Annotated in this window: 20 protein-coding genes; all 20 read right to left on the bottom strand. The window is 71.1% G+C overall.

Going from position 1 to position 26,348, the window contains the following annotated elements:
- Nucleotides 1–3: 3 nt before the first annotated feature.
- Nucleotides 4–555 carry a dTDP-4-dehydrorhamnose 3,5-epimerase gene (gene rfbC / locus EAO75_RS32300; protein ID WP_147998722.1) on the bottom strand — a complete coding sequence of 184 codons (552 nt, stop codon included), beginning with the start codon at nt 553–555 and terminating at the stop codon, nt 4–6.
- Nucleotides 552–1,772 carry a polysaccharide pyruvyl transferase family protein gene (locus EAO75_RS32295; protein ID WP_147998721.1) on the bottom strand — a complete coding sequence of 407 codons (1,221 nt, stop codon included), beginning with the start codon at nt 1,770–1,772 and terminating at the stop codon, nt 552–554. The genes rfbC and EAO75_RS32295 overlap by 4 nt, the downstream gene beginning before the upstream one ends.
- Complete coding sequence (locus tag EAO75_RS32290; RefSeq protein ID WP_147998720.1) at nt 1,769–2,734, bottom strand: glycosyltransferase family 2 protein; 966 nt, start codon at nt 2,732–2,734, stop codon at nt 1,769–1,771. The genes EAO75_RS32295 and EAO75_RS32290 overlap by 4 nt, the downstream gene beginning before the upstream one ends.
- Complete coding sequence (locus EAO75_RS32285; RefSeq protein ID WP_410092501.1) at nt 2,731–4,020, bottom strand: hypothetical protein; 1,290 nt, start codon at nt 4,018–4,020, stop codon at nt 2,731–2,733. Before EAO75_RS32285 ends, EAO75_RS32290 begins: the two co-directional genes overlap by 4 nt.
- 5 nt (nt 4,021–4,025) lie before the next feature.
- Nucleotides 4,026–5,309, bottom strand: coding sequence for a DUF4910 domain-containing protein (locus EAO75_RS32280; RefSeq protein ID WP_147998718.1), 1,284 nt, complete (start codon nt 5,307–5,309; stop codon nt 4,026–4,028).
- Nucleotides 5,297–6,322 (bottom strand): NAD-dependent epimerase/dehydratase family protein, encoded by a 1,026-nt coding sequence (locus EAO75_RS32275; RefSeq protein WP_147998717.1) that lies wholly within the window; start codon nt 6,320–6,322, stop codon nt 5,297–5,299. The genes EAO75_RS32280 and EAO75_RS32275 overlap by 13 nt, the downstream gene beginning before the upstream one ends.
- 3 nt (nt 6,323–6,325) lie before the next feature.
- On the bottom strand, nt 6,326–6,973 hold the full coding sequence (locus EAO75_RS32270) for a PIG-L deacetylase family protein (protein ID WP_147998716.1): 648 nt from the start codon (nt 6,971–6,973) through the stop codon (nt 6,326–6,328).
- Nucleotides 6,970–7,764, bottom strand: a complete 795-nt coding sequence (locus tag EAO75_RS32265; protein WP_147998715.1) for a glucose-1-phosphate cytidylyltransferase — start codon at nt 7,762–7,764, stop codon at nt 6,970–6,972. Before EAO75_RS32265 ends, EAO75_RS32270 begins: the two co-directional genes overlap by 4 nt.
- Entirely contained in the window at nt 7,761–8,996 is a 1,236-nt protein-coding gene (locus EAO75_RS32260) for a class I SAM-dependent methyltransferase (RefSeq protein ID WP_147998714.1), read from the bottom strand. Before EAO75_RS32260 ends, EAO75_RS32265 begins: the two co-directional genes overlap by 4 nt.
- Nucleotides 8,993–10,234 (bottom strand): glycosyltransferase, encoded by a 1,242-nt coding sequence (locus EAO75_RS32255; RefSeq protein WP_147998713.1) that lies wholly within the window; start codon nt 10,232–10,234, stop codon nt 8,993–8,995. The genes EAO75_RS32260 and EAO75_RS32255 overlap by 4 nt, the downstream gene beginning before the upstream one ends.
- 2 nt (nt 10,235–10,236) lie before the next feature.
- A complete protein-coding gene (locus EAO75_RS32250) occupies nt 10,237–11,469 on the bottom strand; it encodes an O-antigen ligase domain-containing protein (RefSeq protein WP_147998712.1) in 1,233 nt (410 codons plus the stop codon).
- A 1-nt stretch (nt 11,470) separates the two neighbouring features.
- On the bottom strand, nt 11,471–13,012 hold the full coding sequence (locus EAO75_RS32245) for a right-handed parallel beta-helix repeat-containing protein (protein ID WP_147998711.1): 1,542 nt from the start codon (nt 13,010–13,012) through the stop codon (nt 11,471–11,473).
- A gap of 8 nt (nt 13,013–13,020) precedes the next feature.
- Nucleotides 13,021–14,970, bottom strand: a complete 1,950-nt coding sequence (locus tag EAO75_RS32240) for a heparinase II/III family protein (protein ID WP_147998710.1) — start codon at nt 14,968–14,970, stop codon at nt 13,021–13,023.
- Nucleotides 14,967–17,147 (bottom strand): bi-domain-containing oxidoreductase, encoded by a 2,181-nt coding sequence (locus tag EAO75_RS32235; protein ID WP_147998709.1) that lies wholly within the window; start codon nt 17,145–17,147, stop codon nt 14,967–14,969. Before EAO75_RS32235 ends, EAO75_RS32240 begins: the two co-directional genes overlap by 4 nt.
- Nucleotides 17,148–17,164: 17 nt before the next feature.
- A complete protein-coding gene (asnB, locus tag EAO75_RS32230; protein ID WP_147998708.1) occupies nt 17,165–19,099 on the bottom strand; it encodes an asparagine synthase (glutamine-hydrolyzing) in 1,935 nt (644 codons plus the stop codon).
- Between the two features lie 3 nt (nt 19,100–19,102).
- Nucleotides 19,103–20,629: a Wzz/FepE/Etk N-terminal domain-containing protein gene (locus EAO75_RS32225; RefSeq protein WP_147998707.1), complete on the bottom strand. Its 1,527-nt coding sequence runs from the start codon at nt 20,627–20,629 to the stop codon at nt 19,103–19,105.
- Nucleotides 20,626–22,008: a Wzz/FepE/Etk N-terminal domain-containing protein gene (locus EAO75_RS32220; protein WP_147998706.1), complete on the bottom strand. Its 1,383-nt coding sequence runs from the start codon at nt 22,006–22,008 to the stop codon at nt 20,626–20,628. The genes EAO75_RS32225 and EAO75_RS32220 overlap by 4 nt, the downstream gene beginning before the upstream one ends.
- Complete coding sequence (locus tag EAO75_RS32215; RefSeq protein ID WP_147998705.1) at nt 22,005–23,270, bottom strand: glycosyltransferase family 4 protein; 1,266 nt, start codon at nt 23,268–23,270, stop codon at nt 22,005–22,007. The genes EAO75_RS32220 and EAO75_RS32215 overlap by 4 nt, the downstream gene beginning before the upstream one ends.
- Nucleotides 23,260–24,609 (bottom strand): nucleotide sugar dehydrogenase, encoded by a 1,350-nt coding sequence (locus EAO75_RS32210; RefSeq protein WP_147998704.1) that lies wholly within the window; start codon nt 24,607–24,609, stop codon nt 23,260–23,262. The genes EAO75_RS32215 and EAO75_RS32210 overlap by 11 nt, the downstream gene beginning before the upstream one ends.
- A gap of 73 nt (nt 24,610–24,682) precedes the next feature.
- The gene (locus EAO75_RS32205; RefSeq protein ID WP_147998744.1) at nt 24,683–26,161 is read right to left on the bottom strand and encodes a sugar transferase; all 1,479 of its coding nucleotides are present in this window, start codon (nt 26,159–26,161) and stop codon (nt 24,683–24,685) included.
- Nucleotides 26,162–26,348: the final 187 nt, after the last annotated feature.

Below are 26,348 nucleotides of genomic sequence, written 5' to 3'. Positions count from 1 at the left end.
ACCTCAACTCTCTGTGTGCTTCAGGACCTCGGCGAGGCTCGGCGCCTCCCGGTCCCGCTGGGACATCGATGTGACCGGCAACGGCCAGGGGATGGCGAGCTCCGGGTCGTCGAAGGCGATCGTCACGTCCTCGGCCGGATCGTGCGGACGGTCGATCCGGTACGAGGTGTCGGCGGTTTCGGTCWGCGCCTGGAAGCCGTGCGCGCAGCCCGCCGGGATGTAGAGGGTCGTCTGCGTCTCACCGGACAGTTGGAAGGTGGCGACGTTGCGGTAGGTCGGCGAGTCCGCCCTCAGGTCCACGACGACGTCGAAGATCCTCCCGTACGAGCACCGCACCAGCTTGGCCTCACCGGCGCCGGAGCGCAGGTGCAGGCCGCGCAGCACGCCCCGGGCCGAGCGGGACACGCTGTCCTGGATGAAGGCGTTCGGGTCGAGGCCCGCCGAGCGGACGACGTCGGCGTCGAAGGTGCGGCAGAAGAAGCCGCGTTCGTCGGCGTACGGGGTTGACTCGAAGAGGTACGCGTCCGCGATCTCCGGGACCTTGGTCGCTTTCATTGGGCCTCCCGCAGAACGTGGGCGTGGTCGGTTGTCGGGAACAGGACCGCGGTCAAGGCGGTGAACTGATCCTCAAGTTGCCCAGCGGCAACCAGGTTCCGCTCGGTGAGGGTCCGCCGTAGCTCCGCCGATCGCTGCTCCAGCTCCCGGAACTGCTCGTGCAGCCGGTCGGCGTCGACCTCGCGAGCCGGGTGGCAGTACGCGCCCAGACCCATCCGAGCCATGAGCGCGTCGCTCTTCGCCGCATAGCTGAGCGCGAGCGTCGGCACGCCGACCTTCAACGCGCAGACCAGGTTGTGGTACCGGGTCGCCACCACGGCGTCGGCCGCCGCCATCTCCTTCATCAGGTCGGCCAGCGAGGCCGCTTCGGCCGCGGTGACCAGCGGTGAGTCCACCGCGTCGAGGATCGCGGCGACCACCGGCACATCGCACTCGTCGCCGGTGAGCAGCCGGACCGGCCTGCCGTCCTCGACCAGAGCGCGGACGAACCGGGTCGTCCCGTCGACGTAGCGCCGGTGGATCTCCTCGGCCCCGGCGCGGTCGTCGTCACTGCCGTGGAAGTCCATGACGCCGACGCAGACCGGGCCGTCCGGCGGGTCCGAGGGCGCACTCGCCGGCAGCGTCGGCAGGGCGAAGGCGAGGTCCGGGTAGACCTCGTCGTGCGCGGTGTTCACGCCCATCGCCCGCATCGCGTCGCGGGATGGGGTGTCCCGGTACGAGCGGTACGCGGCCAGCCGCGCCGACCAGCGCACCAGGGCCCGGGTCAGCCGGTTGCCGATCGGGGCGGCGCCGACGCCGACCAGCGCGACCCGGGTGCGCAGCAGCCGGCCGGACGCGCAGAGCAGGAACAGCGAGTACGGGAAGCCCCACGGCCGCAGCGGCAGTGTGGCCTCCAGGACGCCCATGCCCGGCACGATCACCACGTCGTGCCGGCGCACCCAGGCGGCGGTGCGGACGGCGTCGACGATTTTGCCCAGACCCTTCGCCGCGATCGCGCGCGCACGCGACGCGGTCCGGTACTCCCCGCGGTACCAGTGCAGCCGCGACGCGGGGATCCGGTACCGGGCCGCGACGACCTCGGGTCCGCCGCACAGCGCGTCCACGACCGCGTCGGGGTGYTCGGCGCGGAGGTAGCCGAGCACGGCCTCGAGCGACCCGTCGTTGCCGAGGTTGCCGGAGCCGAGCAGGCCGAACACCCCGACGCGCACAGGCGTCACCCCTGCCTCCCTTCACGACCTTCGCGGCCTTCGCGGCCGGCGACGAGGGCGTCGACGGAGACGGTGAGCCGGTCCGGGTCGACCGGGGCGCGGTCCTCGACCCGCTCGCCGGCGCCGGGCCGGACCCGGCTGGTCATCCACGCGGCCAGGTGGCGGAAGCACGCGCGCCGGTCGGCCGGGGACAGCGGCGCCCGCCGGATCGCCGCGACGAAGCCCCAGACGTACTCGGCGAGCAGCCGGGGCGTCGGGTGCAGCGGGCCTGCCCGGCGCGGGTCCAGGTTGACGCACCGGGAGCGCTTGGACGGGTTCGCCCGCTCGGCGCGGGTGGGGTGGTCGCGGCGGAAGTACAGCAGTTCCGGCACCTGGTGGAAGGGCCCGTTCAGGACGATCTCGGCGACGAACGTCCGGTCCGCGTGGTGGTAGCTGTTGTGCGGCCTCACCCGGCGCAGCATGTCGGCACGCATCACCCCGTAGAAGTCGTCGCCACCGGGCTCGAACAGGAAACTGCGGAAGCGCTCCGGCGCGTGCGGCGAGTCGGTGGCGAGCCCGTACTCGTACGGGACCTTCACCTGTCCTTCGCCGTCGATGACCGCCTGGTCGGAGTGCGCGAGGATCACGTCCGGCCGCTCGTCCAGCGCGGATACGCAGCGTCGCAGCAGGTCGCGCGCGTAAAGGTCGTCGTGCGAGGCCCACTTGAACAGCTCGCCGCGGCATTCGGTGAACACGTAGTTGTGGTTCGGCGCGGCGCCGATGTTCCGCAGCAGCCGGATGTACCGGATGCGCGAGTCCTGCGCGGCGTACTTGCGGCAGATTTCCTCGGTCCCGTCGGTCGAGGCGTTGTCGGAGATGACCAGCTCGAAGTCCTCATAGGTCTGGCCGAGCAGGGCGTCGAGCGATTCGGCGAGGTACTCCTCACCGTTGTACACGGGCAGGCCGATGCTCAGCCTGGGTCGCGCGGTCATGGCGTCCTCACTTCGGGAATGGAGTGCTGGTGGTGCTCGCGCAGGGCGGAGCGCAGCTGGAGCCACCACACGGCGGAAGCGGCGAGGGTCGCGGCGGCGACGCCCCAGGCCGAGCCGACCGTGCCGGCCAGGGCCGCCCCGCCGAGCCCGCCTGTCACGTAGCAGGCGGAGGCGAACAGCTGGCAGCGAAGGCTGCGCCGGGCCGCGGCGAGGGCGCGCAGCCCGGCCGCCGCGCCGGTGCCGAGGCCCGCGCCCGCGACGCCGAGGGTGACCGGCACGATGAGCTGTGCGGCGGAGTGCCAGACGTCGCCGAGCACGAGTTCGCCGGCCCGGTCCGGGATCAGGAGCAGCGCCCCGCCCCAGAGCAGCGCGGCGGCGGCCTGCCCGCCTCCCAGCAGGAGGCAGAACTTGCCGAGGCGGTGCGGGGCCTGGCGCAGCACGCGTGCCGCCTCCGCGACGGTGACCAGCGAGAGCCCCATCAGCACGGCGAGGAACGGGCCGAGCAGGAGCTCGGCGCCGCGGACCGCGCCCACCGCGCCGACCCCGACGATCGCGCCGAGCCCGTACGCCCGCAGCTGGCTCGCGCCGCTGAGGCTGACGTTCTCGACCAGGTACCGGTAGCCGAGGTCGCGTTGCTCGCGAAGCCACGCGCGTGCCCGGGTCATCCGGGGCCGGATGCCGGACTGGATGCAGCCGTACCCCGCGGCCACCGTGGCGGACGCGCCCCAGGCGAGCACGAAAGCGGCCACGCTGCCCACGCGGGCCGCCACGACCATGGCCGGGACGAGCGCGACGCCCCAGACGAGGTCGTTGACGAACGCCTTCCGTCCGACGCCCGCGGCGAAGAACGAGTACCGCCAGGCGTCTTGGAGCAGCAGCCCCGGCAGCATGACGCCGAGACAGGCGAACGCAGGTCCCACGCGGCCGCCGAGAGCGAGGCCGACCACCAGGCACGCGGCACCGATGGCCGCACCTACGCCGAGCGCGGTACCCGACGACCGGGCCACCGCCCGGCGCCAGGACGCGTCCGACACGCCGCTGAAGCGCACCACGAGCGGATCGGTGGCAAGGCCGCGGGAGACGTTGAGCACCACGCCGTAGGTCACCCAGGCGAGGCTGAACACGCCGAACGCGGTCACGCCCAGCGAGCGCGCCACGTAGATCCCCACCGCGAAGTTGCTGATGCTGGAGGCCGCCTGGTCGGCCAGTCCCCAGGACAGCCGGCCGGCGAAGGCCCGCCGGGCGGATCCGGCCGGTGCCGTCGTCTTCTCCTCCTCGGTGGTCATCGGTGTCATGCCTTGATCAGCCCGGCGCCGTGCAGGGCGTCGGCCGCGGCGGCGACGGTGTCGAACGGCAGCCCGGACCGCTCGGTGACGTCCAGCAGACTGTGCTCGCCGTCGGAGAGGCTGAGCACCCAGAGCATGGCCATCTGGGCCTGCTTGGTGTCGCTGCGGCCGCCGAGCGCGTCGTACAACCCGCGCCGGCCCAGCTGTGGTTCGCCGTAGGGGCTGAGGTTGACGTAGCTCCGGTTGCGGTCGAGGACGGCGAATGCCTCGCGGCAGACGGCAAGGGTGTCCGCCATCGCCTCCGGGAAGACGAAGTCCGGGTTGTCCGCCGAGGTGTGGTACTCGGGGTAGCCGGCGTACGGGGTCCGGCTGAGGGAGCCCACGCCGAGGTTGAACCCGGGTGAGCAGAACTGCCGCTCGTCGTAGCCGTACGGAGTGAACTCGGTGACGCGGTGCGGGCGTTCGGAGGCGGCCAGTACGTGCCCCATCACCCGGTCGATCTCCGCGTCGCCGCGTCTGCTCTGCTTGTACGTCAGTTGGCCCGAGTCGCCGGCGCAGGCCAGCACCAGCCCGTGCTTGACCCGTTCCACTCGCTCCGCGTTGCGGGCCAGCCAGGTGATCGCCCCGATGGTGCCGGGCGCGAACAGGAACCGGTAGGTGTACCACGGCGTCTCCTGCGCCAGCGCCCGTGCCAGGAACGTGGCCACCGCGATGCCGGCCAGGTTGTCGTTGGCCAGCGACGGGTGGCAGACATGGCAGGAGACGATCACCTCGTCGGGGACCTGCCCGGGGACGACGTACTCGGCGTAGGTGAGGTGGCCATCGGCGAGGGTGGAGTCGATGCGCACCTCGTACTCGCCGTCCGGCAGCGCGTCCAAGGTCTCCTGGGCCAGGCAGAACCCCCATTCCGGCTTGTAGTAGCTGGTGCGGTACGGCACCCAGCTCGGGTGGTCCGGAAGCGTGTGCAGGTGCGCGCGCACCTCGGTCAGCGGCATGGTCGCCGACACCGGCACGCTGTAGCCGAGCACGTGCAGGCTGGACGCGGCGAAGTCGACGACCCGGTTGCCGGCCGCGTCGGCGATGTACGCGTCCCGGATGTTCCACTCCTGCGGCACCGTCCAGTCGAGTACCTGGGTCCCGGTCGGCACCTCGTGCGTCTGGAGCGGGATGTACTCGCCGACGATGTCCAGGGTGGCGCGCACGCCGTCGCCGGTGATGCTCCGGCACAGCGGGTACAGCCGCTCCACCAGCGCGTGCATCTCTGCGCCGGGCTGGGTCATCGGCGCCACCGCAGGGTGTCGTCGACGGTGCCGGCGTCGGACGCCGCGCGCAGCACGGCAAGACGGGTGAAGCGTCGCTCGAAGTCGTCCCGGGTCAGCCCGAACTTCCGGTAGGCGTCGGCGAGTTCGAGCGCGCCCTGCTTCACCGTCCACTCGCAGTCGAAGCCGGGAATCGCTGCACGGAACCGGGAGAAGTCCACCCGGTACGACCGCGGATCGGCGCCCGTCTCCCCGGTGATCACCACCTTCGAGCCGGACACCGCCTCGGCGACCTGCTCGGCGATCTCGGCGACCGTGACGTTGTTGATCTCGCTGCCGATGTTGAACGCCCGGTCGTGCACCGCGTCGCGCGGCGCGGTCAGCGCTGCCGTGAAGGCCCGTGCGATGTCCGCGGCGTGGACGAGCGGGCGCCATGGGGTGCCGTCGGACATCACCAGGACTTCGCCGGACAGGAGCGCGTGGCCCACCAGGTTGTTCAGCACGATGTCGGCGCGCAGCCGGGGCGAGTAGCCGAAGGCGGTGGCGTTGCGCATGAACACCGGGCTGAAGTCGCCGTCGGCGAGCGCGTGCAGGTCGTCCTCCACCCGCACCTTGGACTCCGCGTACGGCGTCACGGGGCGCAGCGGGGCGTCCTCGGTCACCAGGTCGTCTCCGCCGGAGGCGCCGTAGACCGAGCAGGTGGACGCGTACAGGAAGCGCTGCACCCCGGCCTCGCGGGCGAGGCGGGCCAGCCGTACGGAGGCGTGGTGGTTGATGTCGTAGGTGAGCTCCGGCGCCAGCGATCCCAGCGGGTCGTTGGAGAGCGCGGCCAGGTGGATCACGGCGTCGACTCCGGCCACGTGGTCGGCCGTGACGTCGCGCAGGTCCACGCGGGGCCCTGGCGGGTCCTCGGGAAGCGGGCCAAGGACGCAGTCCGCGAACAGGCCGGCGTCGAGGCCGACGACCTCGTGACCGGCGGCCTCAAGGACCGGGGCCATCACGGTGCCCAGGTAGCCCTGGTGTCCGGTGAGCAGTACGCGCAAGTTTCAGTCCCCCAGATCGAGCGTGAGTTTGGTGACGGCGAACGCCTCGGCGTAGCGCGCGTGGCATTCGATGCCGCGGATGCGGGCAAGCCCGAGGAAGGCCTCCCGGTCGTACCAGGGCCGGTGCCGCTGCGAGGGATAGTGCTCCTGCAGCAGCCGCACCTTCTGTTCGGCGATCTCCGGCGACAGCGGCTGGTACGCCGACGGACGGCCGAGGTCGCCGTCCCACTTGACGATCTCGTAGCCGAGCACGAGGTGGTCACGGAAGGCGGTGGGTATCAGCTGCGCCAGGCCGCGGTGGTCCTGGTGCGCGTCGTCGGTGCGCGGTGCCAGGACCAGATCCGGCTCGGTCTGTCCGCGCAGTTCCTCGACCGCGGACTTGGCCTCTTCCCAGTACGCGGGCAGCCGGCCGTCCGGCAGCTTGTGCACGGTGAGCCGCAGGTCGGCGCCGGGGCAGAAGGCGGCCAGCGCGGCCCGCTCCTCCTGCTCCCGGTCGCTGCCACCGCCGGAGAGCACCAGTGCGTCGATGCGGATGCCCGGCCGTGCGAGGCACATCGTCAGCAGGGTGCCGCCGGCGCCGATGGCGATGTCGTCGCAGTGCGCCCCTACCGCGGCGATCCGGTCCAGGCGCCCGGCCTCGAGCCGGATCACGCGGTCGCCCCCGCGCTGTCCCGTTCCCACACGGCCCACGGGCGGTCGCCCTGGGCGTAGGCGGCGTCGAGCGCGGCCCGCTCCTTCACGGTGTCGGTCGGCTTCCAGAAGCCGCGGTGCTGGTGCGCCACCAGCCGGCCGCGCTTGGCCAGTTGGGCACAGCCGTCGGCGACCAGGTCCCCGTTCTCCGGGATGTGGTCGAAGACCTCCTGGCGGAGCACGAAGTAGCCGCCGTTCTCCCACAGCGGCATGTCGCTCACCGCGGTGATGCCCCCCACCAGGCCGTCCTCGCCCAGATCCACGCAGTGGAACGACGACTGCGGCGGCACCACCATCATCGACGCACCGGCGTCGCGCCGGGCGAACCGGTCGATCATCTCGGGCAGCGGGGCGTCGGTGAGGACGTCGGCGTAGTTGGCGAGGAACATCTCGTCGCCGTCCAGGTGGTGCCGTACCCGGCGCAGCCGCTCCCCGATCGGCGACTCGATGCCGGTCTGCGCGAACGTGATCGTCCAGTCGGCTATGTCGGTGGACAGCAGCTCGGTCCGACCGCCCCGCAGCACGAAGTCGTTGGACGTCGTCTCCTCGTAGTTGAGGAAGAAGTCCTTGATGTGGTGCGCCCCGTACCCGAGGCACAGGATGAACTCCTTGTGCCCGTAGTGCGCGTAGTAGCGCATGACGTGCCAGATCAGCGGGCGGGGGCCGACCATCGCCATCGGTTTGGGCACGTCGTCGGAGGAACCGCTGCGCATCCGCATCCCGTAACCGCCGCAGAACAGGACGACCTTCATGACTTGACCTCGACAATGCTCAGTTCCGGGATGGGGAAGACGAGACAGCCGCCCCATTCGTGGATGAAGGACAGCTGCTCGATCAGCTCGTCCCGCAGGTTCCACGGGAGGACGAGCACGTAGTCGGGCTTGTCCGCGGCGATCTGCTCGGGCGGCAGGATCGGGATACGGGTGCCCGGGGTGAACCTGCCGTGCTTGTAGGGGTTGCGGTCGACCGTGTACGCGAGCAGGTCGGGCCGGACGCCGCAGTGGTTGAGCAGGGTGTTGCCCTTGCCGGGGGCGCCGTAGCCGACGACCGTCTCGCCGCGCTCGGCCGCCTCGATGAGGAACTTCAGCAGGTCCCTGCGCACCTTGGCGACGCGGGCGGAGAACTCGGTGTACCCGGACAGTTCCTGAAGACCGGCGGCCTTCTCCCGGTCGAGCACGTCGGCCACCCGCTGGGAGGGCTCGCCGGCCACCTCGGCCGGCCGGGCCCACAGCCGGATGGAGCCGCCGTGCGTGGGCAGCAACTCGACGTCCACGAGCGCGAGTCCGCCGCTCGCCAGCGCCCGGATCGCGGACGCGACCGTGTAGTACTGGAAGTGCTCGTGGTAGATCGTGTCGTACTGGTTCTCCTCGATCAGGGTCAGCAGGTGCTGCACCTCGATGGAGACCCAGCCGTCGTCGGCGACCAGGGCGCGCAGGCCCTCGGTGAACCCGACCACGTCGGGGATGTGCGCGTACACGTTGTTCGCCACGACCAGGTCCGCCGGGCCGTGTTCGGCGCGGACGGCCGAGCCGGTGTCCGGGGACAGGAACTCCGTGAGCGTGGGCACACCCGCATCGCGCGCCGCGGCGCCGACGTTGACCGACGGCTCGATGCCCAGGCAGCGGATCCCCCGGTCCACCACGTGCTTCAGCAAGTACCCGTCGTTGCTCGCCACTTCGACCACGAAGGCGTCGGGACCGAGACCCACCCGCTGCACGGTGTCGGCGACGAACGTGCGCGCGTGCTCCACCCAGGAAGTCGAGTACGAGGAGAAGTACGCGTACTCCTTGAACGTCTCCTCCGGCGTGATCAGCGGCGGGATCTGCGCCAGCCAGCAGTCGGTGCAGACCCGCAGGTGCAGCGGGTACGCCGGTTCCGGTTGATCCAGTTGATCCGCGGCGAGAAAGCTCTCACATGGCGGCGTCGCCCCAAGATCGACGACGCTCGCCATCGCTTCCGAGCCGCAGAGTCTGCATCGTGTCATTTACTTTCCCCATCCCCCCTGCTCGCGCGGGTGTCTCCGCCGCGAACCAGTGCTGACCGTCCCGCGATCGCGGTGCGGTACCCCTCCACCAGGCGCTCAAGGCCTACGGCCGGGCTGAACCCCTGCTCGTAGCTCCTCCGGGCCGCCTGGCCCATCTCTTGGTTGCGGGCCGGCTCGGCCGTGATCCGGCGCATGCAGTCCGCGAGCGAGGCGACCTCGCCCGGCCGGTGCAACAGCCCGGTCACCCCGTCCTCGACGAGTTCGACGAAAGCGCCGTGACCGGCGGCGACGGTCGGGACCCCCGCTGCCATTGCCTCCACGACCACCAGGCCGAACGCCTCCAGCCACGTCGAGGGAGCCACCACGGCGACCGACCGTGCGATGGCCTTTTGGCACTCCGCCGTGTCGTACAGGCCGACGTAGCGCACGTCGTCCCTGCCCGCCGCCCACGCGGTCACCTCTCGCTCCAGTGGCCCCGTGCCGGCGATCACGAGTGGCACGCCCACACCGCCGCTCGCTGCGAGTTCGTCCCACGCGGCCATGAGCAGCCGCACGCCCTTGGCCTCCGCGAGGCGGCCGAGGTAGAGCAGGTGCTCACCGGCGCTCTCTCGGCGGGCTCCCGGGTCGGGCACGAAGTTGTGCTTCACCGCCAGCAGCTCGGCCGGCATGCCGGCCCGCACCAGGACGTCGCGCTGCGCGGCGGATATGCAGAAGAACCGCTCCACGCCGGACCACCACCGCCGCCGGTTGACCGACAGGCTGAGCGCGAGCGGCACCGTCGCGAGCCGGGAGTTGCGGTAGCAGCCGTGCCGGACGGCGGGCAGCGGCGTGGACCCGACGCACTCGGTGCACGGCCGGCCGTCCCGCTGCAGCGTGCCGGGCGGACAGACCTGGGTGTAGTTGTGCAGCGTGGCGACAGCGGGCACGCCGGCGTCGGCGCAGGCGGCCAGCACGGCGGGCGACAGAAGCGGGAAGACGTTGTGGACGTGCACCACGTCCGGTCGCTCGGTGCGAAGCCGGGCGGCGAGTTCCGCGCGGACCGCCGGGTTCCACGGCACAAGGAGCGGCACCGCGACCTTGCCCATCAGGGACCGGGTGGCGATGGTGTCGCTGCGCCGCTCGAACATCCCGACCCGGTGGCCGGCCGCGCGCAGCAGCTCCACCTCCTGGTCGACGACCTTGTTCTCCCCGCTCGGCTGTGCCGAGGCGTAGCGGTTGTGCACCACGAGGACGTGCATGCTCAGGTCACCTCCGATTTCCGGGCCCATCGCGGGACATGGCGTCGAGGGGCTGCGGGTGTGGGGACAGGCGTGGCCGCGGCAGGTGCCGCAAGAAGTGAGGCGGCCACGGCCAGATGCAGCAGATACGGCGAGGCGTCGCCCAGGCCGGCCTCGGTGTACGACGCGATGGCGCAGTAGCTGATGAGGAAGATCGCGCAGGCCCTCGCCAGCGACGGTGGGCGCAGCAACGCGACGCCGCCCAGCACGATGAGGATCGCTGCCACGATGGCGACGCCGGTCAGACCCTGCTCCTCGTAGACGGCCAGCCAGCTGTTGTCGATCGGCAGCCCGCCGAACGACTTGTCGCCGAGGCCCATGCCGAACAGCTGCTCCGAGGTCGTCCGGGGCGCTGCCAGCAGGGCGTCCCAGACCTTGGCCCGACCGGTGAGGTTGGAGAAGTTCTCCTGGCTCTGTCCGCGCAGGAACCATGCCTGGAGGGCGGAGCTGAACGCCACCGCGGCCACCGTGGCGCACAGCACCGCCCAGGCGAAGAACCGGCGGGCGGCGGCGCTGGTCAGGATGAGCGAGCCGATCGCCAACACCAGCCCGATGAGCAGGCCGAGCGTGGCCGTCCGGGTGTGGGTCAGGGCGAGCAGGACGAGTGACGGCACGATGACCACGGCTGCGCTGGTCCTGTCGGTCCGGCGGCCCAGCAGGAGCAGCACGGTGAGCCCAATGATGACCGCGGCGTACTGTCCGATCTGCGGCGGGGTGAGCGGCCACAACGCGCCGACGAGGCGTCCGCCGTAGAGATCGGGCAGGGCCGCGCCCGGTGAGATGACCAGGCCGGCGGCCACCGACCCGAGCACCACGAAATACATCCGGATGTGATGCCGGACGAACGTCGGGCTGCCGTCCCACCAGCGGCTGAGCAGCCACAGCGTGCCGATGAAGAGAGTCAGCCGGGCGCAGCGGAACAGCGCACCGAACCCGGACTCCAGGTTCACGCTGGAGATCACGCTCGGCACCAGCAGCAGGCTGAGCAGGAACAGGAAGGCGCTGGCCCGGATGCGCAGCCGGAGATTGACTGCGAGCGCCAGCGCGAACGCGGCGACCAGCGCGCCCATGGTGGCCATCTGGATGAGGGACCGGGGCAGCGGGATGATGGTCTTCGCCCCGGCGGAGCCGAGCGTGTTGAGGATCAGCAGCCCCCAGGCCGTCCCGACGATCTTCGACGTGTGGTCCGCGGCCATCTCAACCACCGCCCCGTGCGCGGAAGGTGCTGCCCGCATCCTGCTGGTACGGCATGCCCTGCCACTGCCGGGAGTCGAGCTCTCGGCTCGGGTCGTGGGCGATGAAGCTCCATGGTCCGAGGTAGACGTTGTCGTGCCAGCGGTTGTGCTGCTTGCGGGTGATCGCCTCGGCCACCCGTTCGCCCTGGTACGGCGACCAGTCCGGATAGGTGCCGTAGTTGGCCAGCACCGCCATTCGGCCGCACTTCACCGTGCACTTGACGACGGACGTGTCCAGCACGAAGCGGTTGTGGTGGATGTCGACCCGCTGCGTCTTCCACCGGCAGTCGGCGTAGAGCGGTGCGGTGGCGATCGCCGGCTGTGCGCAGCGGTCGGTGTTCTTCACCAGCAACGTGCAGTCACCGGACGAGGTGTTGGCCGGGCTGTTGCAGAACCGGTCGGCGTTTTCCCACAGGGTGATCCCGGACCAGTTGTTCTCCAGCACGTTCCGGTAGATCTCGATCTTGTTGGTGCGGGCTCGGATCCTTGGTTCGCCGCCGGACTCGGACAGGTAGACGGTCGCGAACGGGAAGTTGTCGCCGCGGTCGGCTTCCCTGCGGCCCTCGACCCAGTTGTTCCGCCGGATCGTGTTCTTCCGGATGACCGCGTTGTAGCTGGTCTCGTAGATCAGCGCGGCACCGTCGTTGGCCTCGAGCACGTTGTTCTCGATGCGGAAGTCGTTGTTGTTGGTGTCCGCCCACAACCCGGTTCCGCGGTTGTCGTGCACCCAGTTGCCGCGTACGTCGGCGCCGTTGACGGCCCAGAACTTGATGCCTCCGGTGCAGCCGCAGCCCTCCCGCCGCCGCTCCCAGTCGCCGGTGTTGTTGCCCACGATCTCGTTGCCCTCGACCACCAGGTCCCTGATGCGGCCGCCGGACTTGTACGCGTTCATTCCGTACTGGCCGTTCTCACGCAGGCAGTTGGCGCGGACCTGCTGGCGGGCGCCGGCCATCAGGCCGGCGCCCGAGTTGTGCTGGATGGTCGCGTGCTCGATGACCCAGCCGTCGGCCGAGTCGTGGTTGACCACGCCCTCGTCCGGCGGGGCCACGAAACGTTGCACGGTCAGGTAGCGGATGGTGACGTCGCGGGCGGTGCCGCCGAACGCGTACTGGTTCTTCTTTCCGCCGTCGAGCACCGCACCCGGCGCACCGAGGTAGCGGTTCCCCTCCTTGGGGATGACCTGGGCGTAGCGGTCCGGGTCGAGCCTGTGCTTGCCCGGTCGAAGCCAGAACGTGGTGTTCGCAGGGCTGCTCTTGGTCTTGGCCGCCAGGTCACCGACCACCCCGGGGTCGACCGTCACCGCGCCCGCGGGCGCCTTCGCGGGCCCGGCCGCGGGCTTGGCGCACACCCGGGCCACGGGCGTGGACGGCGTATCGGTCGGCATTGCGCGGGCGTCCGGCGTGTTCGCCCCGCCGCCCGTCGTGCTGTCACAGCCGGTCGCCGCCAGCAGGGCCAGCGCCAGCGGTGCCGCCGCCAACGCCCAGTGCCGCCCCTTGATCCCCACGCGTCCCCCTAGCCCCGGAACCTGAGCACGGTGGTGAACCCCTGCGCGCCGTCGGCGAAGCCGGTGCCGACCAGCGTGGTGGTGGGTTCCTTGCGCCCGAAGCCGGCGGAGTACCAGCCCAGCGGCGGGTCGCTCTCGCCACGGTGCGCCCGCCAGGACAGCTGCCCGGGCAGGGCGAGCACCGCGGAGCGGTCCTCGCCGTCCCGGGTCCAGGTGAGCATGGCCCGGTCCCCCACCAGGTCCGCGGCGATCTCCGGGCCGAGGTGGAACGCCAGGCGTACGGCCCGGCGGGGGCCGCTCACCTCGTCGACCACCTTCAACTCCTGGCTCGCGGCGGTCAGTTCCACCCGGCGCCGGTGCACGGAGCCCTGGTAACCGTCGTGCTCGGCGCACCAGCGGGCCACACCCTCGCCGGAGGTCTCCGTGGCCAGGACGCGGCTGCGGGCGTGCCGGGTCCACAGGAACGGGCCGCCGGAGACGGACTGGTCACCGCCGTCCAGTTCAAGGGTGTTGTGGCCGAGGGTCGACCGGAAGTACTGCCGCCACTCGGGCTGCCCGTGGTAGCAGAACGTCCCCGGGTCGGCGAGCACATCGACGCCGTCGTGCCGGACCTCCACGGACAGTGCGTCCGCGTGAGCATGCGCGGCGATGGACAGGAAGCCGTGCGGACCACCGTCGCAGCGGCACCAGATCTCCTCCGGGCCGCGCAGGATGGTAAGCCCCGCGTCGGCGAAGTGGGCCGGTCGGCTTGCCGGGCGCGTGACGGCGCCGTCTTTCGCGTACGGCCGGATGAGCGCGGCAAGCAGCGGGGTGCGCACATCGGTGCCGGTCACCGTCGGCCACCACTCGAGCCGGCCGAACACGGCGTCCCCGGTGGCCAGGAGCGAGGCCCAGCGGTCGGTGCCCGCGCCGTCCACGACCAGACCGTGCCCGTCGTCCGCGTCCCCTTGGCGCGGCGGCCGTAGCCGGTTGTCCACGACGGCCGCGAGCGCGTCGGTCATCCGCAGCAGCACCAGCCGGATCGACGCGGGGACCGGCACGCCTGCGGCATCCGCCTCGGCCACCGCGGCCAGGCCGAGCTCAAGGACGAGTCCGTGGTACTCGGTGGCCAACTCGCGGTTGAGGCCGGAGCCGAAGGTGTTGCTCTGCAGATGCCGCTGCAGCGACCGCAGCGCGTCGGCTCGCCAACGCTCCGAGGCGGGGAACCATCCGAACGCGCAGGCCCCGGCGAACTGCCCGGCGGCCTCGGCGATGATGTGGTTGTTCGCCGAGGACCCCCGGCTGGGGAAGGCGGCCAGCCAGCGCTGGTGGTGCCAGATCTGGTTCAGCGCCACCGGGTTGTCCTCGAACAGCCCGGCCGCGCCCGGCCAGCCGTCGAGCAGCCGGCGGATCCACACCCAGGACAGCAGTCGGATCCCCAACTCGATGCCGCTGATCCAGTGCACTCCGTGCAGCGGCGCGTTGGCCGCCCACCACAACCGCAGGTGCTCGGCCACGCGCTCGGCGTACCGCTCGTTCCCGGTGATCGCGTAGGCGGCGGCGAGCACGGTGAGGTACTGGTGCCGGGACGGCTCCCAGATCTGCTTGATGTCCCCGACCACGTCCTCGTTGCGGTACGGCACGTCGAAGGCGTACCCCCACGGTGCCCGGCGCCCGGTCTTCGGGTCGTACCACCAGTCCGGGTCGACCAGGTCGTCGCGGTCCACCCCGAAGAACTCGGCGTGTCCGGCCATCAGCCGGTCCGCCTCGGCGATGAGACGTTTCGCGGCGTCCGGTGGCACCGCGGCGATCGTCCCGGCGGGCAGCACCGCCGTGAACCGGGCGCCGGTCACGCTCGGGCAGTCCGGCGGCGCCGACCGCCACCGTCGTCTGCGCACCGCGTCGCCCGCCCGCCCGCCGACCTCCCGCGGTCCCATCCGGGACAGCCGACGCAGGTACCAGCCCGCGCTCATGGTCATCGAGCGCCCGCCAGCATCACCGGCGCGCCGCCGGCCAGGCCCGCCTGCACGGCGAGGGTGGCCGCCGTGGTGGCGACCAGCGACTCCAGCGGCACCGGCATCGGCCCACCGGTCCGCACGGCCTTGATGAACGCGGCCAGCTCGGCGTTCTGGCCCTTGTCCCGGGCCTTGGGCAGCCGCGAACTGACCCATCGTTTGGGGCCGTAGACCGAGGCACGGACGAAGTCGTCGAGCCGCAGCACCTTGCCGTCCGCGACGAGGTCCAGCGTCTCCTTGGGGAAGCCGGCCGCGCCGGTGGTGACGTAGCTGATGGTGGCGGTGGACCCGTCCGGGTAGCGCAGCACGACCTGCAGGTCCTCGTTGCCGGACGTGGCGACCGCGTACACCGAGACCGGGTCGGCGTCGAGCAGCCAGCTCGCGGTGTCGATGAAGTGTCCGCCCTCGCCGGCGAACCGCGAGCCCTCGGTGCCCTGTTGGAGGTACCAGCTGCCTTGCTGCAGCCGGCCCGCGTTGACCAGGTAGCGCAGGCTCGCCGGACCGGTCCGGGCGCCGAACCGCTTCCTGGCCTCCTGGAGCAGCGGCGCGAACCGGCGGTTGAAGCCCACCTGCAGCCGGTCGTTGCCGGACTCCTCGACCGCCGCGAGCACGCCGGCCAGCTCGTCCTCGGTGAGGGCCAGGGGCTTCTCCACGAAGACCGTCTTGCCGGCGAGGAGGGCCTTCCGGGTCAGTTCGGCGTGCGAGCTGTGCCGGGTGACCACGAACACCGCGTCGATGGACTTGTCGCCGAGCACGGCGTCGAGATCGGTCGTCGCCTCGGCGAAGCCGAACTTGCGCTGCGCGTTGGCCGCGGACAGCGCCGTCGTGGTGACGACCGTGGACAGCACGACGCCGTCGCGCGGTGCCAGATGCGGCAGCAGCATCGACGTCGCGTAGTTTCCCGCGCCGACGAACGCCAGCCGCACCGGCGAATTGGCCGACCGGGCAGGGGCGGACGCTTGGCCGCCGCGTCGCACCGCGGGCACCGCCACCTCCGGTGCCTGCGCTTCCCCCTTGTGTTCGGGGTACCGGAAGAGCACGGCCACGGCCTTCAAGTCGCCGTCCTTCAGTCGCTGGTAGGTCTCGACGGCGTCGTCGAAGTCGGCGATGTGGGAGACCAGCGGCTCCACGTCGACGCTGCCGCGGGCGAGGAGATCGAGGAAGCAGGCCAGGTTGCGGCGCTCGGTCCAGCGCACGTAGCCGATCGGGTAGTCGCGCCCCTCGAGCTCGTACTCCGGGTCGTAGCGCCCGGGACCGTAACTGCGGGAGAACCGGACGTCGAGCTCTTTCTCGTAGTACGCGTTCCACGGCAGGTCGAGGCGGCACTTGCCGATGTCGACGACCCGGCCGCGGTCCCGGCAGAGCCGGGCGGCCAGCTCGACGGGCTGGTTGCTGCCGCCGCCGGCCGCCAGGTACACCTGGTCCACGCCGTGGCCGTCGGTGAGTTCGGCGACGGCGGCTTCCACCGCCGCGGACGCGGGGTCGCCGCAGGCCGCGGCGCCCAGGCGCTCGGCGAGCTCGCAGCGCACCGGGTCGGGGTCGACCCCGACGACACGGACCCCCGAGGCGGTGAGGAGCTGCACCACCAACTGCCCGATCAGACCGAGGCCGATGACCAGCGCCACTTCGCCGAGCTGTGGCTCGCCCTGGCGGACGCCCTGCAGCGCGATCGAACCGACCGTGCCGAAGGCCGCATGCCGGGGCGCGAGGCCGTCCGGCACCGGGGCGTAGAGGTTCTTCGGCACCCAGTTCAGCTCGGCGTGCAGCGCGTGCTCGTTGCCGGCGCAGGCCACGAGGTCGCCGACCTTCACATCGTCGATCCCGGCGCCGACCTGCTCGACCACCCCGCACAGCGAGTAGCCGAGCGGTGTGTAGGAGTCCAGCTTGCCCATCACCTTGCGGTACGTGGCGGGCACCCCGTTGGTGGCCACGCTCTGCATGACCTTGGCCACCTGGTCCGGACGGGAGCGGGCCTTGCCGAGCATCGACATGCCGGCCTCGGACACCTTCATGAGCTCGGTCCCGGTGGATATCAGCGAGTAGGCGCTGCGGACCAGCACCCCGCCCGGCTTGCACCCCGGTACCGGAACGTCGAGCACCGCCAACTCGCCGCTCTTGTAGTTCTGTACAACCTGCTTCACCCGAACTCCTCTGATTCCTAAGCCGTTAACCGAGCGCTGTCGCCGGACCCAGAGGTCGCGTCGCGATACCAGTACTCGAGGGTCAGCACATGCCACAGATGCTTGGAGAAGTCCCGCTGCCCGGCGGCGTCCTCGGCGACCATGCGGGCCAGTGCGTCGCGGCGCAGGAACCCGGACTTGACGAGCACGCCGTCGTTCACGACCTCGCGCACCAGCGGTGCCAGATCCCTGCTCATCCAGGCCCTCAGCGGGGCGCTGAACAGACCCTTGGGCCGGTAGACGATCTCCCGGGGCAGGATCGAGGTGGCCGCCTCCTTGAGGACGGCCTTGCCCTGCCGTCCGGCGATCTTGCGATCGCCGGGCACGGCGAACGCCGCCTTGACCACCTCGACGTCCACGTACGGCACCCGCACCTCGGTCGAGGCGGCCATGCTGGCGCGGTCCGTGTACGCGAGGTTCAGGCCCGGCAGGAACATCCGGGCGTCGCCCAGGCACATGCGGTTGACGAAGTCGTCGAGTTCGTTGTCCTCGTAGATGTCCGCATGCTCGCTCAGCACGTCGTCGACCGTCCCGGCCAGGTCCGGGTCGACCAGGGCGAGCAGCTCGTCCTGGTCGTACATGGTGTAGCTGCGCCGGAACGCGGTCTCCTCCGGCAGGTCGGCGAAGGAGAGGAACCGCTTCGCGAAGCGCACGGACCGGTACCCGCGGCGGCTCGTCGCGACCGGCAGCCGGTCCACGGCCCTGGACAGCCCGCGCCGCAGGGGCCGCGGGATGCGCTGGTAGCGCAGCGCGAGCAGGTTGGCCAGGTGCTTGCGGTACCCGGCGAACAGCTCGTCGGCGCCCATCCCCGAGAGCATCACCTTGACCCCGGCCTCGCGGGCGGCCGAGCAGATCAGGAAGGTGTTGATCGCGGCGGGGTCGCCGATCGGCTCGTCCAGGTGGTACGTCATCTGCGGCAGCAGGTCGAGCACGTTCGGGGCGATCTCGATCTCGTGCAGGTCGACGCCGAACCGCTCGGCGACCTGCCGGGCATAGCGCAGGTCGTCCGGCATCGCCTCGAACTTGGCGTCCTCGGCGCGGAATCCGATCGTGTAAGCGGAGATCCCGGGTTGGTCGCGGGCCGCCAGCGCGGTCAGGTAGCTAGAGTCGAGACCGCCGGAGAGGAAGGTCGCCACGGGTACGTCGGAGAGCAGGTGCTGCCGGGTCGACTCCTCGACGATGGCCGCGAGGTCCGGCTGCTCACCGCTGCGGGCCCGCTCCCGGCCCTCGGCGGCGACGTCCTTCAGGTTCCAGTACCGGCCGCGCTCCACCCGGCCGTCGGGCCGGCACCGCAGCCAGCTCCCCGGCGGCAGCTTCTCCGCCTCGCGGAACGCGCAGCGCGAGTCCGGCACCCAGTAGTAGAGCAGCGAGGCCACCAGCGCCGCATGGTCGACTTCCAGCGATCCACCGGTCACCGCGGCGAGCGCCTTGAGCTCGGAGGCGAACACCAGGCCCTCGCCGCGGCGGAGCAGGAACAGCGGCTTGATGCCCAACTGGTCGCGGGCGAGCACCAGTTCACCGGTTCGTTCGTCGAAGATCCCGAACGCGAACATGCCGCGCAGCCGGGGCAGGCAGTCGGTGCCCCAGCGCCGCCAGGCCTCCAGGAGCACCTCGGTGTCGGAGGTACCGCGAAAGCGCACCCCGGCGGCTGCCAGTTCGGCCCGCAACTGCGGCGCGTTGTACAGCTCGCCGTTGTACGTCAGGACGAGGCCGCCCGAAACCATCGGCTGGGCGCCGGTCTCGGTGAGGTCGATGATGCTCAACCGGCGGTGCCCGAGGTGCACTTCGCCGTCAGCGACGGGGTGGCTGTACCGGCCCGCCCCGTCCGGACCGCGGTGGGCGAGGGTCTCGGTGAGCCGGTCGGTCACGACCTTGCCGTCCGGCCATCGATAAGTGCCTGCGATGCCACACATGTGCTAGCGCGCCTCCTGGTCGCTGTCCGGGACTCGAACCGCCCATGACGGCCGCTCAGTCCGCAGCCGGCCCGTCACGTTCTCCCGGGCCAGCCGCTCGTTGTGGCCGCGCAGCGCGGTGTGCAGGCCGTCCCACAGGGTGCCGTCGGTCCGGTCCCGCGGATCGGGGTCGATCAGCACCACACCGATCACCGGAATGAGCAGGTCGGCGAGCTGCCGCGCCACGGTGTGCAGCCATGCGGCGCCGGCGTGCCCGGCACGCACGACGAGCACGGTCTGGGTACCGAGGTCCGGGAGGCCGGTCCACGCCGTGCCGGGCGCGACCGAGCCGACGCCGAGCCGGCGCACCTCATGCGGCACGGCCGCGGCACGCTCTACGCCGACCACGTCCGGGCCTCCTGGCTTCTGGCCGCGGTGGGCGCGCTGCAGGCCCGGCAGATCATCGATGACGACCACCGGTCCCTCCGCCGCCAGTGCCCTGGCGAGGTCCAGGGCGATCACGCTCGTGCTGCGCGCACAGCCCAGTTCCAGCAGCGACACCGGTTCCGCGGAGCCGCGCACGGTGCGGGCCAGGGACGCGGTGAGTCGTGCGCGTGCCGCCCGGATCCGTCGGCGCTGCCACAGCCTGGCCGACCAGCGGGGCGTGCGGGGCAGCTCCGCGATGACCGAGGCGCCGAGGTTGCCTGCGATCTCCCGGCGCAGCACGGGGCGGTCCGCCACCACGGTGCCGACCGCGGCCACCGCGAGCCCGAGGACGAGTCCGAGGACGAGACCGATCGCGGCGTTGGTGGCGGCGGCCTTGGGCAGGGAGTGCTTCACCGCGCGCGGGGCGTCCACGATCTGCGTACCGGCGACGATCCGGGGAGTGCCCATGCGCGCCTCCTCGGCGCGCTGGTCGAAATCGGCGATCCGCGAGTTGAGCTCCGCCCGGCGGGCGAAGAGCGACTCGATGCTCGCCGACGCCTTCGGTTCGCTCTCCGGCGATCTGTCCCCGATCGCCTCGTTGACCTGGGCGAGTTCGTCCCGCATACGGTCGGCCTGGTCGCTCAGGGCCTTGGTCTCGGCCCCCGCGGCTGCCCGCATCCGCCGCACATGGTCGGCGACGAACGCATCCGCCAGCGCCTTGGCCCGGGCCACCGCTTCCGCGTCGGTGTCACCTGTCACATCGATCTGCAGCAGGTTGTTGGTCAAGCCGGTGCCCCGGTAGTCCTTCATGAAGTCTTCCGGCGGTTCCGCGGACTTGAGGGACTGCAATGCCTTGGCCGCGATCCGTGTGGTCCCCAGCAGTTCCACGTCGGTGCGGATCAGCGTTCCGGTGTCGTTCGGCTGGTCCTCCTTGTGCGCGACCAGCACCTTGGTCACCGCGGCGGGCGCCGGCGGCCGCAGGACCGCGAGCGCGGCGCCGAGCAGCAGCCCGAGCAGCGCAAGGGAGCACCAGAGGCGGCGGCGCCTGCGCACCGACACCACCAGTGCCTGCAGGTCCAGTAGGTGAGTGACCGCCGACGACTCCGAAGTCGTGCTCGTCGTCATGCGGAACCTCCCCTCGCGTGGCCGGGAACCGCGAGCGCCAAAGTGGCGTCGTCCGGAGGCTGGTCGGCAGACCGCGTCGGCAGGACCTGGACCGGGCCGGCGACGACGATGCCGACGACCTCGTGTCCGCCGTCCGCACACGCCTCGGCGATGCCGGCGAGCTCCCCTGCGGTCCAGGTGCCCGCGCTGAGGATGACCAGGGCGCCGGACTCGGTGCCGCGGTCCGGCACCAGCGGCCGGTCCACCGACACTTCCACCACCCGCAGCATGGGGTATCCCCCGCTCGAAGAGCTCGGGGAAGGATCGCTCTTGGCCTCCAACACCAGCTGCCCGGCGGCCCGGCGGGCGATGTCGTCGCCCTCCGGGACGACAACGAGCAGCCGCCGAGGGGCGGGCAGCCGGTCCCGGAGTCGAGCGCACACCCGTCGGTAGCGGATCCGTCTGCCGGCCTCGTCGCCGGACCTCTGCGGGGTCGGTATGTCCCACCGGGTGTCGACGCCCAGCAGTCGGCTGATCCGGGCTCGCGGGCCACGGCCTTGGGGCCGTTCACCAGGCACGTCGACGGTACCCAGCAGCGTCGAGCCCAGCGCCGCGGCGATCTCCGGTTCGGTGCGCAGTCGGCGGTTCACCCGTGCCGCGGTGAGATGGCCGATGACGGCGAGCAGGAAGAACAGCAGCGCCCCGGCGACGATGAGTTGCATCCTCGTCGGCGGTGCCTCGCCGGTCGGTCGGGCCGCCGGCCCCATGACGACCATGCCGGCCTTGTTGGTCGCCAGGTCGGCCTCGTCGAGCTTCGTCATGGCCTCTTCCAGCGAGGTGCGCAGTTTCTCGAGAGCGGTGCGGGCCTGCACGCTCTCCACGGTCCTGCCCGGATCGGCCGCGTTGGCCAGGTCGGTGATGCGACGGTTGGTCTCCACGACCTGCTCCCGCAGTGCTTCGGGCGCCGTGGCCGCGTCGGTGCTGCCGCCTGCGATCCGCGCGGCGAAGGTGACGAACTCCTGGGCCACGCGGTCGGAGAACTGTTGCGCGCGCTCCGGGGTGTCGGCCGTTCCCGAGATCTTGATGATGTTCCCGTCGGCGGCCTTGGCGCTCACTCGATCCCGCAGCTCGGCGGCGCTGACGCCGCTCCAGCCGAGCTTGTCGGCCACGGGGTCGACCACCGACGAACTGGTCGCGATGTCCACCTGGGTCAGCAGTTCGCGCTCTTCCCACTGTCCCGGCAGCAGTACGGACGTCGACGCCGTGTAGCGCGGCGGGAACAGCACCACCGAGGCGCCGTAGCCGACGAGGGCGCCCACCACGGTGAGGACGGCGAGCAGCCGCCAGCGCCGACGGAGAATCCGTCCGATCGTGACCAGGCGAATCGTGTCATCGCTCAAGGGCGCTGCCTCCCCCGTGCCCGGGACGGGTCGCCCGCCGACACCGGACTGTGGTCACGGCACGCGGCGGCGTAGGCGGCGAGCAGGGACGCTTGCGAGTTCCGCCAGGAGAGCTGCCCGTTGATCCGCTCCTGGCCGATCTTGCCCATCCGGGACCGCTGTTCCGGATCGTCGAGGAGCTGCGTGATGAGCCCCGCGAACTCGGCCTCGTCGTTGGCGGGCGCGTAGACGGCGGCGTCGCCGGCGGAGACTCTTGCCTCCCGGAGGTCGAACGAGACGATCGGCCGGCCCATCACCATGTACTCCAGAACCTTGTTCATGGTCGACACGTCGTTGAGCGGATTGCGCGGGTCGGGGGAAAGGCACACGTCCGCGGTGGACAGGTAGCGCACCAGGTCGGCGTCCGGAATGCGCCCGGTGAACTGCACCTGCTCCGAGAGCCCGAGCTRCCGGGACAGGTCCACCATCGCGTCGAAGGCGTCGCCGGCGCCGACGAACACCGCATGCCAGTCGGTCCGTCCGAGGTCGTCGCGCAGCTTCGCGAGGGCCCGCAAGGCGTAGTCCACGCCGTCCTGCGGTCCCATGACGCCGAGGTAGCACAGCAGATGAGGCTTGCCTCGCTTCAACTCCGGCTCGGGCGGCACCGGATGGAACCGGTCGGTGTCGGGCGCGCTGCGCACCACGAAGACGTCCTCCGGGCGTCGGCCGCCGCGGCGCACCGCGACGTCCCGGTAGCTCTCGTTCGTGGCGAGCACGATGTCCGCGGCCCGGTAGGTCCGCCGTTCCAGCGCGCACACGGCGCGGTAGAGCAGGTCCTTGCCGCGGTCGAACCGGGAGAGGTACAGCTCCGGCACCAGGTCGTGCTGGTCGAAGACGAACCGCGCGCCGCGCCGCTTCAGCCACCGTGCCGGCAGGAAGAGCAGGTCGGGTGGGTTGCAGGCGTGGACCACGTCGACCGGGCCGACCTTGCGGGCCAGCCGGAACGTGTGCCACAACGCCGATCCGTACTCCCGCAGGTAGCCGGCAGGACCTCCGGTGGCCGCGCGCAACGGGTAGCGGTGGATCCGCACCCCGTCGATCTCCGCCTCCGGCTCCGTGTCCCGCTTCTCCCCCTGGGGACAGATGACGTGCACCTCCCAGCCCGCGTCGCGCAGTGTCGTGCACTCCTGCCACACGCGCCGGTCGAACGGCACCGACAGGTTCTCCACCAGGATCAGCGCGCGCCGGTCCGGCCGCTCGCCTCTGGCTATGTCACCAAGCAAGGCCCACGTATCCCGGTTCGGCCCGGCGCGCCTCGGCGTCGGGAAGGCGGATGAGGTCGACGATCACCGAGCCGTCGCCATGGGGCAGCGCCGAAAGGACGGCCGGCTCCCTGGTCCCGACCAGGTACACCTCGGCATGTTCGAGCACCTCGTCGAGGGAGCCCGCGAGCAGCTGTGCGAGGTGCGGCAACCGGGTCTCGATGTACTCGCGGTTCGCGCCGAGCAGCCGGGAGAGGTTCACGTTGGGGTCGTAGATCCGCAGGTCGTACCCAGGACCGCCTGGAGCTCGTCCAGCATGGCGATGTCGTGCACGGAGAGGCCGTCCCGCTTGAGCGAGCGGGCTCTCGCGGAGGTCGTCGGTGCCGGGTTTGAAGGACAACCCGAACAGGCCCACCCGGCGCTTGCCGGTGCGCTCGACCAGCTCCACCGCGCGCTGCAGATGCGCGGAGTTGGAGGGCAGCACGTGGGAGAGGATGGGCACCGAGACGTCGGCCCGCTGGGCCGCGTGGACCAGGCTGCGCAGGTCCTTGGGCAGGCAGGAGCCACCGAAGGCGAAGCCGGGACGCAGGTAGGCGGGGCTGATGTTCAGCTTGCGGTCGGCCAGGAACACGTCGATCACCTGGTGCGAGTCCACCCCGAGTGCCTGGCATATCGCGCCCAGTTCGTTCGCGAAGCCGATCTTGAGGCCGTGGAACGCGTTGTCGGCGTACTTGATCGCCTCGGCCGTCGGGATCGGCACCCGGAAGACCTCGCCGGGCAGTCCCTCGTACAGCGCAGCCACCATGTCGCCGCTTGCCGCGTCGAGTTCACCGATGACGGTCTTGGGCGGGTCGAAGAAGTCCCGCACGCTGGTGCCCTCGCGCAGGAACTCCGGGTTGACCGCGACCCCGATGTCCACCCCGGCCGTGCCGCCGACGTACTTCTCCAGGATCGGTACAAGGAGGTTCAGGCAGGTGCCCGGGAGCATGGTGCTGCGGAACACGACGGTGTGCCGCCCACCCCGCTCGGCCACCGCGGCACCGATCTGCTCGGTGACCCTCTCCAAGTACGTAGTGCACAGGCTGCCGTTGGGCTCCGACGGCGTGCCCACGCAGACCAGCGACACGTCGCTTCCCATGATCGCCTCGCGGACGTCGGCGGTGGCGCGCAACGCCCCGGTCCGCACGACCTCGGCGATGAGCTCGCCGATCCGCTCCTCGACCACCGGCGCCTTGCCGTCGTTGACCAGGTCGACCTTCACCTGGTTGACGTCCACGCCGATGACTTCGTGACCCAGGCTGGCCAGGCACGCGGCCGACACGCAGCCCACGTAGCCGAGCCCTAAGACGCTGACTCTCATATCCCGTCCCTCCCCCCAGGCATGCCCTTGCGGCCTGCCTTCCGTTCGCCTGCCGGACTGCGCCCCCCGCGCATCAGTAGGCCCCCTGTCCCTGGAGCACCGCACGCAGCGTCTTCCACAAGATCACTGTGTCGAGGGCGAGCGACCAGTCCTCCACGTAGCGAAGGTCGAGCCGGACCGCCTCCTCCCAGGGCAGGTCGCTGCGTCCGCTGATCTGCCACAGGCCGGTGAGACCGGGCTTGACCAGCAGCCGCCGCCGGATGTCCGGGCCGTACGCGGCGGACTCCTCCGGCAACGGAGGCCTCGGACCGACGAGCGACATCGATCCGGTGAGTACGTTGAAAAGCTGTGGGAGCTCGTCGATCGAGTAGCGGCGCAGCACTGCTCCCACCCGGGTGACCCGTGGATCCCGGCGGAGCTTGAACAGCAGGCCGGCGCCCTCGTTGAGATCGGCCAGCGCGGCCCGGGCTCCGTGAGCCCCGGAGACCATGGTGCGGAACTTGAAGAGGGTGAACTCGCGGCCGTCCTTGCCGACTCTGCGCTGGCGGTAGAACGCCCCGCCCGGGCTGTTCACCACCACGAGCAGCCCGACGAGCACCATCAGCGGCGAGAACAGGATCAGCAGGATCGCCGCGCCCATCCGGTCGACGACCTCTTTGACCGCCCGGCGGCCCCCGGTGAAGGTCGGCATGCTGACCCGCAGCAGCGGGATCCCGAGCACCGCGTCGACGTGCAGCCGCGGGCCGGCCACCTCCATCAGCACGGGGGCCACGACCATCTCGGCATCGCTGCCTTCGAGGTTCCACGCCAGCCGCTGCAGCCGGTCCGGTGACCAGTGCGGGTCCGGTGTGACCGCGACGACGCGGTAGCCGTCGTGGCGGACATGCTTGGCGACGTCCTCCAGCAGGCCGATGACCGGCACTCCGTCCAGCTGGTCACCGTCGAGCCCGCGACCGTCCGTCGTGCACACCGCATCCACCCGCCAGCCGAGGTGCGGGAACTTGCGAGTCCGGCTGATCAGGTCGCGCACGGTGGCCGGGCTCCCGGCAGCGAGCACCGGTCTCAGGCACTGTCCTTCCTTTCGCTGTTTGTGCAGCGAAAGGCGGAGCAGATACCGCTCGGTCATGGTGATGAGCGCGATCGCGGGGATCGCTACGAAGATCCAGAGCTTGATGTTGCGTGAGGTGAGGGCGATCCCGCCGAGCGCCAGCACGACGGTCGCCGTGAACAGTGAGCGTCCGAGCCGGCGGAATTCCTCGGCGCCCTGGCCGAGCACCGCCGGAGCCCACGACCGGCTCACCGCAAGCGCGCCCAGCACCAGCAGCTCGGTGCCGAATGCGAGAATTCCCCACTTCTCGTGCCAGTTGGCCGCGTCCCGGGACCCGAAGAAGTTGCCTATCGCCGCCACCACCAAGGCGGTGGCCACGGTATCGCTGGCGATCACGGTACGGCGGTACCGCTGCTCCCAATCGTTGGCCGGCTGTCTCAGTGCCCCGTTCGTCAGACGCCCACGCGCCGACGGAAAAGGGCCTACTAATCCCCCCTGCCGCACAGAACCCCCCCGGTCCGTGGATCCGGCTTCAAATCTTGAGCACATTTTCCACACACCCCTCTCTTCAGGCGGGCCCCGATGGTCTAGATTGACCGTGCTTCGCATGCTGGGACACGAGGCAACAAATGGTGATCTATCGGTCAGGTGTCACGGACGGCCAGTAGTACGTCTCTTGGACGTCTCTTGG

The sequence above is a fragment of the Streptomyces sp. UW30 genome (assembly GCF_008042075.1).
Lineage (GTDB): Bacteria > Actinomycetota > Actinomycetes > Streptomycetales > Streptomycetaceae > Streptomyces.
Note: the sequence above shows the minus strand (reverse complement) of the source record. Positions and strands in the feature narration are given on the sequence as shown.

Bases quoted from the DNA above. Each gene is read 5' to 3' on its own strand.
- EAO75_RS32290 (WP_147998720.1), bottom strand. From the start codon at position 2,734: ATGACCGCGCGACCCAGGCTGAGCATCGGCCTGCCCGTGTACAACGGT.
- EAO75_RS32285 (WP_410092501.1), bottom strand. From the start codon at position 4,020: ATGACCACCGAGGAGGAGAAGACGACGGCACCGGCCGGATCCGCCCGG.
- EAO75_RS32265 (WP_147998715.1), bottom strand. From the start codon at position 7,764: ATGAAGGTCGTCCTGTTCTGCGGCGGTTACGGGATGCGGATGCGCAGC.
- EAO75_RS32260 (WP_147998714.1), bottom strand. From the start codon at position 8,996: ATGACACGATGCAGACTCTGCGGCTCGGAAGCGATGGCGAGCGTCGTC.
- EAO75_RS32255 (WP_147998713.1), bottom strand. From the start codon at position 10,234: ATGCACGTCCTCGTGGTGCACAACCGCTACGCCTCGGCACAGCCGAGC.
- EAO75_RS32250 (WP_147998712.1), bottom strand. From the start codon at position 11,469: ATGGCCGCGGACCACACGTCGAAGATCGTCGGGACGGCCTGGGGGCTG.
- EAO75_RS32240 (WP_147998710.1), bottom strand. From the start codon at position 14,970: ATGACCATGAGCGCGGGCTGGTACCTGCGTCGGCTGTCCCGGATGGGA.
- asnB (WP_147998708.1), bottom strand. From the start codon at position 19,099: ATGTGTGGCATCGCAGGCACTTATCGATGGCCGGACGGCAAGGTCGTG.
- EAO75_RS32225 (WP_147998707.1), bottom strand. From the start codon at position 20,629: ATGACGACGAGCACGACTTCGGAGTCGTCGGCGGTCACTCACCTACTG.
- EAO75_RS32210 (WP_147998704.1), bottom strand. From the start codon at position 24,609: ATGAGAGTCAGCGTCTTAGGGCTCGGCTACGTGGGCTGCGTGTCGGCC.